This window comes from Mesorhizobium sp. B4-1-3 (assembly GCF_006439355.1).
GTDB lineage: Bacteria > Pseudomonadota > Alphaproteobacteria > Rhizobiales > Rhizobiaceae > Mesorhizobium.
In genome coordinates this window covers 14,392-29,805 of sequence record NZ_VFTG01000024.1, presented here as the reverse complement: position 1 = coordinate 29,805, position 15,414 = coordinate 14,392, and the positions used below count along the sequence as shown (strand labels likewise).

The 15,414-nt window shown below is 63.5% G+C and carries 15 protein-coding genes; 11 read left to right on the top strand and 4 right to left on the bottom strand.

The annotated features are described in order from the left end of the window. Positions 1 to 33 precede the first annotated feature (33 nt). From FJW06_RS23825 to FJW06_RS23805, 5 genes are all read left to right on the top strand, one after another. Positions 34 to 1,197 (top strand): isovaleryl-CoA dehydrogenase, encoded by a 1,164-nt coding sequence (locus FJW06_RS23825; protein ID WP_140755099.1) that lies wholly within the window; start codon positions 34 to 36, stop codon positions 1,195 to 1,197. 1 nt (position 1,198) lies between these two features. Continuing rightward, positions 1,199 to 2,806, top strand: coding sequence for a carboxyl transferase domain-containing protein (locus tag FJW06_RS23820; RefSeq protein WP_140755097.1), 1,608 nt, complete (start codon positions 1,199 to 1,201; stop codon positions 2,804 to 2,806). A 2-nt stretch (positions 2,807 to 2,808) separates the two neighbouring features. Then, positions 2,809 to 3,339: an O-acetyl-ADP-ribose deacetylase gene (locus tag FJW06_RS23815; RefSeq protein ID WP_140755095.1), complete on the top strand. Its 531-nt coding sequence runs from the start codon at positions 2,809 to 2,811 to the stop codon at positions 3,337 to 3,339. 119 nt (positions 3,340 to 3,458) lie between these two features. Continuing rightward, positions 3,459 to 3,836 carry a hypothetical protein gene (locus FJW06_RS23810; protein WP_140755193.1) on the top strand — a complete coding sequence of 126 codons (378 nt, stop codon included), beginning with the start codon at positions 3,459 to 3,461 and terminating at the stop codon, positions 3,834 to 3,836. Positions 3,837 to 3,885: 49 nt separating this feature from the next. Then, positions 3,886 to 5,850, top strand: a complete 1,965-nt coding sequence (locus FJW06_RS23805) for an acetyl/propionyl/methylcrotonyl-CoA carboxylase subunit alpha (RefSeq protein ID WP_140755093.1) — start codon at positions 3,886 to 3,888, stop codon at positions 5,848 to 5,850. A 57-nt stretch (positions 5,851 to 5,907) separates the two neighbouring features. Here FJW06_RS23805 and FJW06_RS23800 read toward each other — a convergent pair whose 3' ends face one another. Together FJW06_RS23800 and FJW06_RS23795 are read right to left on the bottom strand one after the other, a co-directional pair. Beyond that, entirely contained in the window at positions 5,908 to 7,029 is a 1,122-nt protein-coding gene (locus FJW06_RS23800; protein ID WP_140755091.1) for an ABC transporter substrate-binding protein, read from the bottom strand. Positions 7,030 to 7,402: 373 nt separating this feature from the next. Next, positions 7,403 to 7,669 (bottom strand): sel1 repeat family protein, encoded by a 267-nt coding sequence (locus FJW06_RS23795; protein ID WP_140755089.1) that lies wholly within the window; start codon positions 7,667 to 7,669, stop codon positions 7,403 to 7,405. 433 nt (positions 7,670 to 8,102) lie between these two features. On the opposite strand from FJW06_RS23795, the gene FJW06_RS23790 reads away from it, so the two are divergent. The 5 genes from FJW06_RS23790 to FJW06_RS23775 all read left to right on the top strand — a co-directional run bounded on the left by FJW06_RS23790 (position 8,103) and on the right by FJW06_RS23775 (position 12,000). After that, on the top strand, positions 8,103 to 8,444 hold the full coding sequence (locus FJW06_RS23790; RefSeq protein WP_140755087.1) for a DUF2147 domain-containing protein: 342 nt from the start codon (positions 8,103 to 8,105) through the stop codon (positions 8,442 to 8,444). 197 nt (positions 8,445 to 8,641) lie between these two features. Next, positions 8,642 to 8,776 (top strand): hypothetical protein, encoded by a 135-nt coding sequence (locus tag FJW06_RS30875; RefSeq protein ID WP_281404898.1) that lies wholly within the window; start codon positions 8,642 to 8,644, stop codon positions 8,774 to 8,776. Between the two features lie 65 nt (positions 8,777 to 8,841). After that, positions 8,842 to 9,036, top strand: a complete 195-nt coding sequence (locus tag FJW06_RS23785; RefSeq protein WP_140755085.1) for a hypothetical protein — start codon at positions 8,842 to 8,844, stop codon at positions 9,034 to 9,036. Between the two features lie 275 nt (positions 9,037 to 9,311). Further along, positions 9,312 to 10,772, top strand: coding sequence for an AMP nucleosidase (locus FJW06_RS23780; RefSeq protein WP_246674812.1), 1,461 nt, complete (start codon positions 9,312 to 9,314; stop codon positions 10,770 to 10,772). A 217-nt stretch (positions 10,773 to 10,989) separates the two neighbouring features. Then, positions 10,990 to 12,000, top strand: coding sequence for an endonuclease/exonuclease/phosphatase family protein (locus FJW06_RS23775; protein ID WP_140755191.1), 1,011 nt, complete (start codon positions 10,990 to 10,992; stop codon positions 11,998 to 12,000). Between the two features lie 32 nt (positions 12,001 to 12,032). On the opposite strand, the gene FJW06_RS23770 is transcribed toward FJW06_RS23775, so the two are convergent. Both FJW06_RS23770 and FJW06_RS23765 read right to left on the bottom strand, forming a co-directional pair. Next, entirely contained in the window at positions 12,033 to 12,635 is a 603-nt protein-coding gene (locus FJW06_RS23770; RefSeq protein ID WP_140755081.1) for a DUF922 domain-containing protein, read from the bottom strand. Between the two features lie 183 nt (positions 12,636 to 12,818). Beyond that, positions 12,819 to 14,498 (bottom strand): electron transfer flavoprotein-ubiquinone oxidoreductase, encoded by a 1,680-nt coding sequence (locus FJW06_RS23765; RefSeq protein ID WP_140755079.1) that lies wholly within the window; start codon positions 14,496 to 14,498, stop codon positions 12,819 to 12,821. Between the two features lie 249 nt (positions 14,499 to 14,747). Here FJW06_RS23765 and FJW06_RS23760 point away from each other — a divergent pair, with 249 nt between their 5' ends. Beyond that, complete coding sequence (locus FJW06_RS23760; RefSeq protein ID WP_140755077.1) at positions 14,748 to 15,386, top strand: hypothetical protein; 639 nt, start codon at positions 14,748 to 14,750, stop codon at positions 15,384 to 15,386. Positions 15,387 to 15,414: the final 28 nt, after the last annotated feature.

Here is a 15,414-nt window from a genome sequence, read left to right as displayed (position 1 = left end):
GCGAAGACCGGGGGGTGCGCAGGGAGGAACGGCATGTACACGAACACGCTCAGCTTCGGACTTGATCCGGATATCGAGGCGTTGCGCGATACGGTGCGGCGCTTCGCCCAGGACAGGATCGCGCCGATCGCGGCCGAGATCGACCGCTCCAACGAGTTTCCCGCGCATCTGTGGACCGAACTCGGGGCGCTCGGCCTACTCGGCATCACGGCCGACCCCGATTTCGGCGGCAGCGGCATGGGCTATCTCGCGCATGTCGTGGCGATGGAGGAGATTTCGCGCGCGTCCGCCTCGGTCGGCCTCTCCTATGGCGCGCACTCGAATCTCTGCGTCAACCAGATCAACCGCTGGGCCACGCCAGCGCAGAAGGAGAAGTATCTGCCTACCCTTTGCTCGGGCGAGACCGTCGGCGCGCTGGCGATGTCGGAACCGGGCGCCGGCTCGGACGTGGTGTCGCTCAGGCTGCGCGCCGAAAAGCGCAATGACCGCTATGTGCTCAACGGCTCGAAAATGTGGATCACCAATGGCCCCGACGCCGGAACGATGGTGGTCTATGCCAAGACCGATCCGGAGCGCCATTCGCGCGGGATCACCGCTTTCATCGTGGAAAAGACGATGGCCGGCTTTTCGGTGGCGCAGAAGCTCGACAAGCTCGGCATGCGCGGCTCCAATACCGGCGAGCTGGTGTTCAAGGATGTCGAGGTGCCGTTCGAGAACGTGCTGCATGAAGAAGGACGCGGCGTCGAGGTGCTGATGTCGGGGCTCGACTATGAGCGGGCAGTGCTTTCCGGTGGACCGATCGGGCTGATGGCGGCCTGCCTGGACGTCGCTGTGCCTTACGTGCATGAGCGCAAGCAGTTCGGCCAGCCGATCGGCACGTTCCAGCTGGTACAGGGTAAGCTCGCCGACATGTATTCGACGATGAACGCTGCGCGCGCTTACGTCTATGCGGTGGCCGCCGCCTGCGACCGCGGCGAGACCACGCGCAAGGACGCCGCCGGCTGCGTGCTCTTCGCCGCAGAAAAGGCGACGCAGATGGCTCTCGACGCCATCCAGCTGCTCGGCGGCAACGGCTATATCAACGATTACCCGACGGGACGGCTGCTGCGCGACGCCAAGCTCTACGAGATCGGCGCCGGCACCAGCGAGATCCGCCGCTGGCTGATCGGACGCGAGATCATGGCGGAGGGGGTTTAACGTGGCCACACTGCAAACCCAAATCTCCCCCTCCTCCGACACCTTCCGAGTCAATGCCGAGCGCATGCGGGCGCTGGTCGACGACATCGCCGAGAAGGCTGCAAGCGTCGAGCGCGGCGGCTCGGATGAGGCGCGTGAACGCCACGTCTCGCGCGGCAAGCTTCTGCCGCGCGAGCGGCTGGCGCAATTGCTCGACACCGGCTCGCCTTTCCTCGAGATCGGTCAGTTCGCGGCGTGGTCGATGTATGGCGAGGACATTCCAGCGGCCGGCATCATCACCGGCGTCGGCCGGGTCGAGGACACCGAGGTGATGGTCGTCGTCAACGACGCCACGGTGAAGGGCGGCACCTATTATCCGCTGACGGTGAAGAAGCATCTCAGGGCACAGGAGATCGCGCTGCAGAACAACCTGCCCTGCGTCTACCTGGTCGACAGCGGCGGCGCCAATCTGCCGAACCAGGACGAGGTCTTCCCCGACCGAGAGCATTTCGGCCGCATCTTCTACAACCAGGCCAACATGTCGGCGGCCGGCATCCCGCAGATCGCCTGCGTGATGGGTTCCTGCACGGCGGGCGGCGCCTATGTGCCGGCGATGTCGGACGAGACGATCATGGTGCGCAACCAGGCGACCATTTTTCTCGGCGGCCCGCCGCTGGTGAAGGCCGCGACCGGCGAGGATGTCAGCGCCGAGGAACTCGGCGGCGCCGATGTCCACACTAGGCTTTCCGGCGTCGCCGACCACTACGCCATGGACGACGAACATGCCTTGGCCATTTGCCGGCGCATCATCCGGAACCTGAATCGGAACAAGGCCCTAAGCCTGAATTTGCAGAAGCCGATTCAACCGCTTTACGATCCGCGGGAACTCTACGGCGTCGTGCCGACGGATTTGCGCCAGCCCTATGACGTGCGCGAAGTGATCGCGCGTCTCGTCGACGGCTCGGAGTTCGACGAGTTCAAGCAGAACTACGGCACGACGTTGGTCACCGGCTTCGCGCATCTGCACGGTATGCCGGTCGGCATTCTCGGCAACAACGGCGTGCTGTTTTCCGAAAGCGCGCTGAAGGGCGCTCATTTCATCGAGCTCTGCTGCCAGCGTGGCATTCCACTGGTCTTCCTGCAGAACATCACCGGCTTCATGGTCGGCCGCAAATACGAGGCCGGCGGCATAGCCAAGGACGGCGCCAAGCTGGTGATGGCGGTCGCCACCGCGAAGGTGCCGAAGCTCACGGTGATCATCGGCGGCTCGTTCGGCGCCGGCAATTACGGTATGTGCGGCCGCGCCTATTCGCCCCGCTTCCTGTGGATGTGGCCGAACGCGCGCATCTCCGTGATGGGCGGCGAGCAGGCGGCGACGGTGCTCGCCATGGTCAAGCGCGAGGGCATCGAACGCAAGGGTGGTGCATGGAGCGCCGAGGAGGAAGCGAAGTTCAAGAAGCCGATCCTGATGAAATACGAGCATGAGGGCCACCCGCTCTATTCCTCGGCGCGGCTCTGGGACGACGGCATCATCGATCCGGCCAGGACCCGCGACGTGCTGGCGCTCAGCCTCTCGGCGGCGCTCAATGCGGAGGTCGAGGAGACGAAGTTCGGCGTGTTCAGGATGTGATGATGAGCGCTCTCGGCGACAGGATCCGCATCCACACCGGCGACATCACCAGGCTCGCGGTCGACGCGATCGTCAACGCAGCGAATTCCTCGCTGCTCGGTGGCGGCGGTGTCGACGGCGCTATTCACCGCGCGGCAGGGCCCGAGCTGGTTGCCGAATGCCGCACGCTTCACGGCTGCAAGACCGGCGACGCCAAGCTGACCAAAGCCTATCGCCTGCCGGCGCGCTATGTCATCCACACGGTGGGCCCGGTTTGGCAAGGCGGTAGCAAGGGCGAAGCCGAGCTGCTCGCCTCCTGTTACCGGCGCTCGCTCGAAATCGCGCGTGACCATGATTGCCAGACGGTGGCATTTCCGGCGATCTCGACCGGTATTTACGGCTATCCGAAAGACCAGGCTACGGAGATCGCCGTCGGCACCGTAAGCACCTTCCTGCGGGAAAACGCGGTGCCGGATGTCATTACTTTCTGCTGCTTCGATGAGCAGACGGCGGAGGTTTACCGGCGGACCGTTGCTGATACAGGTGAAGGCTGAACTTATGGGCCAACCGATTCCTCAATGCAGGCAAATGCGAATTTCCAGACGCCTGGTGGCGCAGGTGAAAGATATTCGTTATTCCTCATCTTGCATTGGGCGAATGGGGTTGGGTGGAAATGATCTTGAAATATTGCGGCAAGTCGATTGCCTGGATACTTTTCGGACTTCTAATATTTGCGGTGCCTGCCCCCGTGGCGGCAGAATCGTTGGCGGGCAAGATCGGCAACAAACGGTTTGCTCCGAATTTGTCGCTGGATCCAAAGGAAGCTTGCTACAAAGCCTATCTCGCTTACAAAGCGGCGAGCGGGCATTCGGCCTATGCGACGACCTTCTATTCGCGCGTCGTCGATCTTTACATAATCTGCGGCGCGAAACTCAACGCGCCGACCCAGAAGGCGGCGGAAGAGATCGCCTTGCGCAACTGCCAATACGGCCTGAAAAAGTGGAAGGTCAGAACCGCGAGCGGCGGCTGCGCCATCGCCGCTTCGAAATAGGCCGGCGCCTGCAGGACTGGTGCCGCCCCAAGCAAAGCCGGGAGGCCCCATGTTCGGCAAGATCCTGATCGCCAATCGCGGCGAGATCGCCTGCCGCGTCATCCGCACTGCCCGCAAGCTCGGCGTGCGCACCGTGGCCGTCTATTCCGACGCCGACGCCAAGGCTTTGCATGTCCAGATGGCCGACGAAGCGGTGCATATCGGCCCCTCGCCCGTCGCAGAAAGCTATCTGCGGGGCGACAGGATCGTGGCCGCGGCACTCGCCACCGGTGCCGAAGCCATCCATCCCGGCTACGGTTTCCTGTCGGAAAATCCCGACTTCGTCGACCGGGTGACGGCGGCAGGCCTCGTCTTCATCGGCCCTTCCGCCGCCTCGATCCGTGCCATGGGATTGAAGGACGCCGCCAAGCGGCTGATGGAAACGGCCGGCGTGCCGGTGGTGCCCGGCTATCACGGCGAAGCGCAGGAAATCGTGTTGCTTGCCTCCAAGGCGCGCGAGATCGGCTACCCCGTTCTGATCAAGGCGCGCGCCGGCGGCGGCGGCAAGGGCATGCGGCGCGTCGACCACCCCGACGATTTCTCGGAAGCACTTTCCGGAGCGCGGCGCGAAGCGAAAGCTGCGTTCGGCGACGATCGCGTGCTCGTCGAAAAATATGTCGACAAGCCGCGCCATATCGAGTGCCAAGTGTTCGGCGACAATTTCGGCAATGCGGTGCATCTTTTCGAACGCGACTGCTCGGCGCAACGCCGCCACCAGAAGGTGATCGAGGAGGCGCCCGCCCCCGGCATGACGCCGGAACTGCGCAAGGCGATGACGGAAGCGGCCGTGAAGGCCGCAAAGGCGATCCATTATTCGGGCGCTGGCACGATCGAATTCATCGTCGATGCTTCCGAAGGACTGAAAGCCGACCGCTTCTGGTTCATGGAGATGAACACGCGGCTGCAGGTCGAACACCCCGTCACCGAGATGGTCACCGGCGTCGATCTGGTCGAATGGCAGTTGCGCGTCGCGTCTGGCGAAAAACTGCCGAAGACGCAGGATGAAATCACTCTGTCGGGCCACACTTTCGAGGCGCGCCTCTATGCCGAGGACGCCGCGAAAGGCTTCCTGCCGGCGACCGGCACCCTGCACCATCTCAAATTCCCCGACGCGGCGCCGGAAAACGCCGCGATGCGCATCGAGACCGGCGTACGCGCCGGCGATGCGATCTCGCCTTTCTACGATCCGATGATCGCCAAGCTGGTCGTGCATGCCAAGGACAGGGCCTCGGCGCTCAATGCCCTGCGCGAGATGCTGGCGCGGACGGAAGTGGCCGGTTCGACCGTCAACACCGCCTTCCTGGCGGCGCTCGCCGCCGATGCCGATTTCGCCGCCGGCGATGTCGATACCGGGTTGATCGGCCGGCATCAGGAAGCGCTCACCGCCGTTCCCGCGCCGCGCGATGAGACGATCGCAGCTGCGGCGCTTGCCGCGACGGATGCCGGCGCGCCCGGTCCCGCCGCCGATCCGTGGTCCACGCTTTCAGGCTACGCCCATTTCCACACGCTCGCGCGCCGCATCCACCTGCGCCACGGCGAGGAGAACATTCTGGCCAGGGTTTCGGCACGGCCGGACGGCCGCTTCCAGGTGGCGCTGGAAGTGCCGCATGACGCGGTGAACACGCATGATCTGAGGACCATGCCGCGCGCCGTCCGCTGGCCCGGCCACGTCACCGTCTTCGAGGGCGCGGTCGGTTACACCTTCACGGTTCCCGATCCTCTCGCAAAGGCCGACGAAGCCGGAGCCGCTTCGGGCAGCCTGCGCGCGCCGATGCCGGGGCTGGTCAAGCTGGTGCGGGCCGCAGCGGGCGATGCCGTGATCAAGGGCCAACCGCTTCTGATCCTCGAAGCGATGAAAATGGAGCACACGATCGCCGCCCCGCATGACGGCGTGATCGCCGAGATCATGGCCGAAGGCGCGCAGGTCAGCGACGGCACGGTGCTGGTGCGCTTTGTCGAGGACAGTCAGACCTGATTTAAAGAAAATGGCCGGGACGAGCCCGGCCATTTCCTCGATAGCTGCAGAACCGACTTACGGCTTGATCGGCGCGTATTTGCCGTCGTGCCACTGGTTGATGTCGTAGCTGGCGTTCTTCAGGTCGCCCTTCTCGTCGAAGATGACGTCGCCGACGACGGTGCTGATCGGCTTGCCGTCCTTGAGCGCCTCCGCGACCTTGGCCGGATCGTCGCTGCCGGCGCGCTTGACGCCTTCGGCCACGGCCTGGATCACGGCATAGGAGAACAACGTGAAGCCTTCAGGCGTGAAGCCGCCGGCCTTGATCTTGGCGACCGCGTCCTTCGCTTCCGGCTTGGCCTGCGGGTCCGACGGGAAGACGAACATGGTGCCTTCGCCGGCCGGGCCAGCGACCTGCCAGAATTCCGGCGAGGCGATCGAGTCCGGCATGATCAGCTGGAACTTGACGTTCTGCTCGGCCGACTGACGCAGGATCAACCCCGCCTCCGGGTGGTAGCCGCCGAAATACACGACGTCGGCCTTGAGCTGCTTCAGCTTGGTGACCAGAGCCGAATAGTCCTTCTCGCCGGCATTGATGCCTTCGTAGTCGACTTCCTTGAGGCCGCCGGCATTCATCGTCGCCTTCACGGCATCGGCGACGCCCTGGCCGTAAGCACTCTTGTCGTGCAGGATGACGACGTTCTTGCCGGCATATTTCTTGGCGATCCACGGGCCGATGAAGGCGCCCTGCGCGTCGTCACGCGTGTAAAGGCGCATGATGGTCGGCCAGCCCGCCTTGGCGGCGGCGTCGGTCAGCACCGGGTTGGACGAGGCGGGGCTCATCATCAACGTGCCGGCTTCGGCATAGACGGCCGAGGCCGGAATGCTCGAGCCCGAACAGGCATGGCCGTCGACGAACTTGACGCCATTGGCGACGATGCGGTTGGCCACCGACACAGCCTGCTTCGGATCGCACTGGTCATCCTCGATGTCGAGCTTGATCTTGGAGCCGTTGACGCCGCCGGCGGCATTGATCGCATCGGCGGCAGCCTGCGCGCCCTGCTTGAACTGGTCACCGATGGTGGCGAGTTGGCCGGTCATCGGGCCGACCACCGAAATGGTGATGTCGTCGGCGAAGGCAACCGGCGCGCTCATCATCAGACCAAATGCGGCCGCGCTCAAAATACCCAATTTTTTCATGACTATAAGAACTCCTCCACTTGCGCATGGCCATCCCGGCCGCGCTTCCTTCACAGAGCCGGGACAATTTCACCCTTCGCTGAAACTGTCGAGAGGACAATTCAGAAGCTTTTGGTTCATTTCGGCCGGGATTGCTTGGGCCACGCGCCCCGTGATTACCTCGCGTAATGCAAAAAGCCGCGCCGGCCTTGTTTTCGGCCGGTCGCGGCTTTTGCAGTCGAGCTCCCCAGACGGCCCCACGCCTGAAACCCGCTCGCTTCCCTGTCTTGTCGCGCAGTCGGGCGAGTTCGCCCTCTGCATTCTTGTTGTTGTTGATCGGCCGTCTTATCGCGGCCTTTTCCCCTGAAGACTTTCGAGCGCTACACCCGCGGGATCAGTGCATCGTCATCCATTCGCGCGCTTCGCGCAGCGCCTTGGCGATCTCGAGCTTCGACATGGTGGCCGACAGTTCCGAGCGTAGCTCGGCGGCGCGGACCGAGCCCTTGATTGCGGCGATGTTGAACCATTTGTGGGCGGCAACGACGTCGGTCTCGCAATCGCGGCCGGTCGCATACATCATGCCCAGTTCGAAAAGAATGTCGGCCTGGGCGGTCGCCCCCATGGCGCCGAAGCCGTCTTCGAGCATTTCAAAGCGTGCCATTTCAATCCCCTGTCTGGCTCCCGAGAGCTGCCTCCTTTTTCCCTTGGTGTCCCTCGGGGCGAGCCGCTCTTTCGATGCTTTCGAGGATGAAGCCTGGCTTTGAATCCGTCGTTAAATGGCGTGCTTAATTTGAGGAAAACAAAGCTAAAACAAGAGGTAAACGCAGAAATTCGTTAAGCATGGGAATCCAGCGTTTCAGCCATTTTGCATCAAATTCGACGAAAATTGCCGCGATCGGAATCAAGACTTCGCTAACCACGGAAACCAAAGCGCTTTTCGGGTTTCGTTTATTTCGGGCGATAGCCGGCGCGAAAATCCTTACGACCTTCCGTGGCGGCACCGCTTTCGTTTTGGCCGGAGCTGGATTAGCTTTACCTTTGCGTAAGGGAAGGCGGACCGGAGCCCGCCGCATGCCCATTGGGAGGAGGACAAGATGTTTCGAACGATGAGCCTGGCCCTGGCTGCCACCTTGATAATGGCGGGTGCCGCGTGGGCCGACCCGATCGAAGGCAGTTGGAAGACGCAATCCGGCGAGACCGCGACGATCGGCGGCGGCGGCTCATTCTCCATCACGCTCAAGACAGGCAAATATGCCGGCAAGACCATCGGCTCTCTGAAAGCGGCCGGCGACAACAAATATGCCGGCAGCATCACCGACCCGGCGAACGACAAGACCTATTCCGGCAAGGCGACCCTTACAGGCACGACGCTCAAGATGAGCGGTTGCGTGCTCGGCGGCCTGATCTGCAAGAGCCAGACCTGGCACAAGCTCTGATCGCCAATCTCAGATCGTCCAAACGGGGTCTAAGCGGCCCCGTTTTTCTTTGCAGCGTCAGCGCTTTCGCTGACCCGCACCAAGTCTCCCGCGCCCTTTCAAGTCCTTGTCAATCAATTTGAACCGCAGATGAATACCGGTCTCAGAACCGGTTCAGAGGCCGTCAGGCATTTTCTCCCGCATTGAAGGAGAGGGAAATGCTCGCGCGTCGCTTCACCATCGTCTGCCTGCTGATGAGCTTGTTCGGCATGTTCTTCGCCATCCTGGTGGCCGAGGGCGGCCACTCGGCCCGCTTGTGGGAACGGCCCGTGGCTTCGTTCTCGGCTCCGTGAACCAAATGACGCGCCGAAACGACAAAGCTGAAAATCGACCACGTTGAGAATCGGATACCACCAAAATGAACCGCACCGGCGCCACCGCAATGAATATCCTCAGGCTGCTGCCGCGGGCGATGCTCATCCTGATGCTGCTCGCCGCGCCGGTGCTGGCGGTGCCTATGATGCGCGCCGATACGGGCCACACGATCGAGGCGCCGGCCCACAAGAACACCAGCGTGGGCTTTGTGCTGCTGATCAGCCTGCAGCGCGGGTAAGGTGTGTCGAGATTCAGGTGAGGCCGGCCTGCGAAAGGCGGCTTCCTGCGCTTCCGGTGCTCACGTACATTGAGTACGCTCCGCTCCGGTTCTCGGAAACCACCATTCTCGACTCGGCCTGACCTGAATCTCGACACACCTTCAATCCGAGCGATAACAAAAATCTCCTGCTGGGCTACGGTTCCCGTCCGCTCACCCCTCCCAACCGCTCTTCCAAATCTCTATATTGGGCCATGGAAAAGCGAATCTACCCCCAAGCCATCGAATCGGTCGTCATGCCGGAGCCCTTCGGCAAGCAGGAGTTCCACGGCGCCAAGAAGGCGGTTGCGGCGCTCCAGACGCTCTACGACCGCAACACCAAGTTCCTGCGCGATTCTTTCGCGGCCCTTGCCGCGGGCGGTGACGAGAGCAAGCGCTACCGGGCCTTCTATCCGCAGATCGGCGTCACCACGACCTCGTTCAGCCAGATCGACTCGCGCCAGGCCTATGGCCACATGCCGACGCCCGGGCATTTCGCCACCACCATCACCCAGCCGCAACTGTTCGAGAACTATCTCGTCGAGCAGCTACAGCTCATCATGCGCAATCACGGCGTGATGGTGACGGTGTCGGAATCGACCACGCCGATCCCACTGCATTTCGCCTTTCTGGAAGGCACCTATGTCGACGGCGCGGCCGCCGAGCGCATCAAGCGGCCGATTCGCGACCTGTTCGACGTGCCGGATCTCGACGGCACCGACGACCAGATCGCCAACGGCACCTTCGAGGTGGCGTTCGGCGAGCCGCGGCCGCTGGCGCCGTTCACCGCGCAACGCATCGACTATTCGCTGCACCGCATGACGCATTACACGGCGACCAGCCCGCAACATTTCCAGAATTTCGTGCTGTTCACCAATTACCAGTTCTACATCGACGAATTCGTCGCGCGGGCTCGCGAACTGATGGAGAGCGGTGGAGGCGGCTACAGTGAATTCGTCGAGCCGGGCAATGTCGTGACCAAGGCCGGAGCCGGCTCGCCGAGCGAAGGCACGCCGCCGCAGCGCCTACCGCAGATGCCGGCCTATCACCTGAAGAAGCCCGGCCATGGCGGCATCACTATGGTCAATATCGGCGTCGGCCCGTCCAACGCCAAGACGATCACCGACCATATCGCTGTGCTGAGGCCGCATGCCTGGGTCATGCTCGGCCATTGCGCGGGCCTGCGCAACACGCAGGCGCTGGGCGACTATGTGCTGGCGCACGCCTATGTGCGCGAAGACCATGTGCTGGACGACGACCTGCCTGTCTGGGTGCCGATCCCGCCGCTGGCCGAGATCCAGGTGGCGCTGCAGGAAGCGGTCGCCGAAGTCACCGGCCTGTCCGGCTACGATCTCAAGCGCATCATGCGCACCGGCACCGTCGCCACCATCGACAACCGCAACTGGGAGCTACGCGACCAGCGCGGACCGGTGCAGCGTCTGTCGCAGTCGCGCGCCATCGCGCTCGACATGGAATCGGCCACCATCGCCGCCAACGGCTTCCGCTTCCGTGTGCCCTACGGGACGCTGCTGTGCGTCTCCGACAAGCCGCTGCACGGGGAGCTGAAGCTACCCGGCATGGCCACCGAATTCTACAAGCGGCAGGTGGCGCAGCATCTCACCATCGGCATCAGGGCGATGGAGAAGCTCGCCGAAATGCCGATGGAGCGGCTGCATTCGCGCAAGCTCAGAAGCTTTTCCGAGACAGCGTTCCAGTAGGCCAGCCGCCGGCGGGGCAATCGGTCGTCTTGCTTGAGCCGTAATTTGGCCGATAAGCGGTCAGAACGGGAAGCTGGAGCAAATTCAGGAAGAACGCGAGCGGTTTCCGTTCGAAATCGCGTCGGAACAAGGAAACAGGGCCTTTCGGCGTTCCGTGAAACGGTGAAATGTCCTGGGCGGGTCGGAGCAGATGACTACGGGCGGCGCGCGCTTGAGCATGATGGCTCAGCTGACATTCCTGGCGATGATGGCATGCTCGGCCGCGCTGCTGGCCGGGTTCTTCGGCGCGCTGCATCCGGCCTTCGATTCCTTCTCGCATTTCCGCATGCATCTGAGCGTGCTGACGGTGCTGCTCGCGCTGGCGCTGCTTGCCGGTCCCCACCGGCTGCAGGCCGTCGCGGCGCTGGTCTTCACCATCGGCTGCTTCGCCACGACGACTAGCGCGCTGCCCAAATTGTCGACGCAGCAGGCGCTCGCGAAGCCGGCAGACCGGATGGTCTACAGCCTGCTGCAGATGAACCTGCGCTTCAACAATCCGACGCCGAAGAAGGTGCTGTCGCTGATCGGCCGGACCAATCCGGACGTCATCACGCTCGATGAAGTGTCGGGGATGTGGTCGAAGGAGCTCGGCTATATTGCCAGCGCCTATCCCTATCGCATCCTTTGCGACTACCCCAACGGCATATTCGGCGTCGCGCTGCTGTCGCGCCGTCCCTTCGCCGCCGGCACCGCGCCGCGTTGCGAGCCGCGCGGCGCGATGGCGACCGCCACCGTCGACTTCAACGGCGTCCCCGTCGACGTCGCCGCGATCCATCTCAGCTGGCCGTGGCCGAAGGAACAGTCGTGGCAGATCGGCGAGCTGGCCGAACCGCTGGCCGGACTCGGCGAGACCGCCATCATGGCCGGCGATTGCAATGCCGTGCCGTGGAGCGCGGCGGTGCGACGGGTGGCGCGGCTCAGCGGCATGACGCTGATGCCCTCGGCCGGCCCGACCTGGATCCACCGCACGCTGCCTGACTTCCTGCGCCGCTACGCGGGCCTGCCGATCGACCAGGTGTTCAGCAAGGGCGGGGTGACGATCCTGTCGTCGGCCCGGCTGGAGGATACCGGCTCCGACCATCTGCCGGTGCTGATCGAATTCACGCTGCCACCCGCCAGCGACCCGCCCGAGGACGAGCATAAGTCGGCGCTGGCGGCGAATGAGGCGCCGGACAAACCGCAGGGCTGACACTTCGTCTCTTAAGCGAATGGGCCGAAGCTTCAGTTCTTCCCCATCAATGCATTGACCAGCCGGTCGACATGGCCGCCGTCGCGATGCTCGCGCGCATCGAAGGCGTTCTGTTTCGCTTCATATTGCGTGTAGACGGCGTCGATCCGGCGCCTGGCCTCGCGATGGGTGGCAGTGCAGAACCAGTTGTCGGCCAGCTTAAGGCCGGCAATGGACTTATCGGTGGCGCGCATCATGGCCTTGGCGATGCGGCCGTGCTGGTGCTCGTGGGCGTGGACGCCGGCGAGAAAGCGCCGCCAGCGCCGCTCGAGCTCGGGTTTCGGCGGCGAAGCCAGGCGAGGAAAAGTGTAGGTGAGTTCCATCGTTCCGTCGGCGCCCCGCAACCTGCAGATCCCGTCGGCGCGGCCCACGTCGAGCTTCCAGTTCACGATGTAGCTGGTGTCGGCGATGGCGCGGGTCATGAAGCCGTGCTTGGGACCTTTGCGGTTCATCGCTTCGACCAGCGCGGCGCCTGTCGCACCGGCGATGTCATAGCTGCGCGTCGTGACCAGCACCTTGGTGCCGGCCAGGGCCTGCGGGGCACCGCCGCACAGGCCACCAACCATGATGAGACATGTAAGAACCGCCAGGCGCATGGCCCATTTGCTCCTTATCCGCAGAGAAGGAACTATAAGCAAGCTGCAATTTCAAGCGTAAGGAACCCAGCCGACCGGAACCGCGGATGGTTGCCGATCGGAGGAGCGGCTCACATGCCCTGGTAGACCGGACCCTCGCCGGCTTTGTTGGAGCGGCGGTCGAGACGGCCCGGTCGGAACGGCTCACATGCCTTGGTAGACCGGGCCTTCGCCGCCTTGTGGCGGCACCCAGTTGATGTTCTGGTTCGGATCCTTGATGTCGCATGTCTTGCAGTGGACGCAGTTCTGCGCGTTGATGACGAAGCGCACGTCCTTGGCCGACGGATCGGCGGCGGCGTTGCCGTCCTTGTCCACCCATTCATAGACGCCGGCCGGGCAATAGCGGGTCGACGGGCCTGCGAAGACATCGTGCTCGGAACGCTGCTGCAGCGCCATGTCGCCGACGATCAGATGCACCGGCTCGTTTTCCTCATGGTTGGTGTTGGAGAGGAACACCGAGGAGAGACGGTCGAAGGTCAACACGCCGTCCGGCTTCGGATAGGCGATCTTCTGATGCTTGGATGCCGGCTCGAGCGTCGCATAGTCTGCCTTGCCGTGCTTCATGGTGCCGAAGGGCGAGAAGCCGAACAGCGTGTTCAGCCACATGTCGAGCCCGCCGATGCCGACGCCGACGATGGTGCCGAAGCGCGACCACAGCGGCTTGACGTTGCGCACCTTTTTCAGGTCCTTGCCGATGTCGCTGCCGCGCCAGGCTTCTTCGTAGGACGCAAGCTCGTCATTGGCGCGCCCGCCGGCGATCGCCTCGGCCACATGCTCGGCCGCCAGCATGCCGGACAGCACCGCATTGTGCGAGCCCTTGATGCGCGGCACGTTGACGAAGCCGGCCGCACAGCCCATCAGCACGCCGCCCGGGAAAGACAGCTTCGGCACGGACTGCCAGCCGCCCTCGGTGATGGCGCGCGCGCCATAGCCGATGCGCTTGGCGCCTTCGAAGGTGCCGGCGATCGCCGGATGCGTCTTGAAACGCTGGAACTCCTCGAAGGGCGAGAGATAGGGGTTCTTGTAGTTCAGGTGGACGACGAAGCCGACCGCCACCTGGTTGTCCTCGAGATGGTAGAGGAAGGAGCCGCCGCCGGTCTTCATGTCGAGCGGCCAGCCGAAGGAGTGCTGCACCAGGCCCGGCTTGTGGTTCTCCGGCTTGACCTGCCAGAGTTCCTTGAGGCCGATGCCGAACTTGCCGGGCTCGCGGCCATCGGCAAGCTGGTATTTGGCGATGAGCTGCTTGGCCAAGGAGCCCCGCGCGCCCTCGCCGATCAGCACATATTTGCCCATCAGCGCCATGCCGGGCGCGTAGGCCGGGCCATGCGTGCCGTCCTTCTCGACGCCCATGTCGCCGGTGATGACGCCGGTGACGGCGCCGGCATCGTTGTAGACGAGGCTTGCGGCGGCGAAGCCCGGATAGATCTCGACGCCCAGCGCTTCGGCCTTGGCCGCCAGCCAGCGGCAGACATTGCCGAGCGACACGATGTAATTGCCGTGATTGTTCATCAGCGGCGGCATCAGGAAGTTGGGCAGGCGGAACGAACCGGCCGGGCCAAGCACCAGGAAATGGTCCGCCGTGACAGGCGTCTTGAACGGATGACCCTCTTCCTCGCGCCAGCCGGGCAGCAGCCGGTCGATGCCGATCGGGTCGACGACCGCACCGGAGAGGATATGCGCGCCGACCTCGCCGCCCTTCTCCAGGACGACCACCGAGAGGTCCGGATTGACTTGCTTCAGACGGATCGCCGCGGCAAGGCCGGCGGGACCGGCGCCGACGATCACCACGTCGAATTCCATGCTTTCGCGTTCGATTTCGCTCATCGGCCCCTCTATAGCTTGCCGCATTCTCGCATTGTGCTGGCTCATGCGCTGCATAGCGCATCAATTCGCGACGCGAAACCGGCGCGGACGTGACAACGCCGATTTCGACAAAAAGTCGCGGTTTCCTACGAAAAGGCAGCAGCACAGGCCATGGCCAAGCATAGGCCAGCGCCAATTGGTTGGCAGACCAGGCGGCCCCGGAATGTTTTTAATTGTTCGACGGCTTGGTTATCGGCAATACTTGGCGCCATGCGCAGTCCAGAGCCGCCCGGCTTTCCATCTAAGCGCTTACTCTTCACGCCAGGCGCGGCCTGGCGCGCGGTTCTTCCGCTCCTCTTTTTGAGCGTGCCGGCTGAGGCCGATCCGGTGAAGGTGTGGGCGACGGGCGCCTATTCCTTCTCCGACGAGCTGGGCGGCTTCCGCATCACCGGAGCCTCCGGCATCGGCACCAAGGAAGACCCGCTGGTCATCAAGGAGGAGCTGAACACGGCCACGCCGGTGACGCTGACCATCCGCGCGACCAAGCCGATCGAGCCCTTCGGCAAGGCTGGCGAGGTCGCCAACGGCGTGATGTATATGCGCATCGACGTGCTCAACAACAGCGCGCTCCCCTGGGTGGAGTTCCAGTTCGAGTTGCAGGAGATTCTTGACCAACCCAGCGTGTTCGGCGACGGCCTGTCCTTCGACCAGCGCAACAAGACGCCCGACAACATCTGGTCGAGCAATTTCGCGGATTTCGACCGCCGGTTCGAACCCTATGACCGGCTGCTGTTCAAAAACGGCAAAATCGACCCGCTGAAGACGGCGACCTTCGATTTCCTGGTCACCGACTACACGCCGCGCTGGACGTTTTACATCGTGCAGGATCCAAGGATTCCAACCGGCTGATCTCTCCACGGTTGCAAAACCTCGCCGC

Coding starts and splice junctions, on each gene's coding strand:
- FJW06_RS23825 (WP_140755099.1), top strand. CDS start 34: ATGTACACGAACACGCTCAGCTTCGGACTTGATCCGGATATCGAGGCG.
- FJW06_RS23815 (WP_140755095.1), top strand. CDS start 2,809: ATGAGCGCTCTCGGCGACAGGATCCGCATCCACACCGGCGACATCACC.
- FJW06_RS23810 (WP_140755193.1), top strand. CDS start 3,459: ATGATCTTGAAATATTGCGGCAAGTCGATTGCCTGGATACTTTTCGGA.
- FJW06_RS23805 (WP_140755093.1), top strand. CDS start 3,886: ATGTTCGGCAAGATCCTGATCGCCAATCGCGGCGAGATCGCCTGCCGC.
- FJW06_RS23800 (WP_140755091.1), bottom strand. CDS start 7,029: ATGAAAAAATTGGGTATTTTGAGCGCGGCCGCATTTGGTCTGATGATG.
- FJW06_RS23795 (WP_140755089.1), bottom strand. CDS start 7,669: ATGGCACGCTTTGAAATGCTCGAAGACGGCTTCGGCGCCATGGGGGCG.
- FJW06_RS23790 (WP_140755087.1), top strand. CDS start 8,103: ATGTTTCGAACGATGAGCCTGGCCCTGGCTGCCACCTTGATAATGGCG.
- FJW06_RS30875 (WP_281404898.1), top strand. CDS start 8,642: ATGCTCGCGCGTCGCTTCACCATCGTCTGCCTGCTGATGAGCTTGTTC.
- FJW06_RS23785 (WP_140755085.1), top strand. CDS start 8,842: ATGAACCGCACCGGCGCCACCGCAATGAATATCCTCAGGCTGCTGCCG.
- FJW06_RS23780 (WP_246674812.1), top strand. CDS start 9,312: ATGCCGGAGCCCTTCGGCAAGCAGGAGTTCCACGGCGCCAAGAAGGCG.
- FJW06_RS23775 (WP_140755191.1), top strand. CDS start 10,990: ATGATGGCTCAGCTGACATTCCTGGCGATGATGGCATGCTCGGCCGCG.
- FJW06_RS23770 (WP_140755081.1), bottom strand. CDS start 12,635: ATGCGCCTGGCGGTTCTTACATGTCTCATCATGGTTGGTGGCCTGTGC.
- FJW06_RS23765 (WP_140755079.1), bottom strand. CDS start 14,498: ATGAGCGAAATCGAACGCGAAAGCATGGAATTCGACGTGGTGATCGTC.
- FJW06_RS23760 (WP_140755077.1), top strand. CDS start 14,748: ATGCGCAGTCCAGAGCCGCCCGGCTTTCCATCTAAGCGCTTACTCTTC.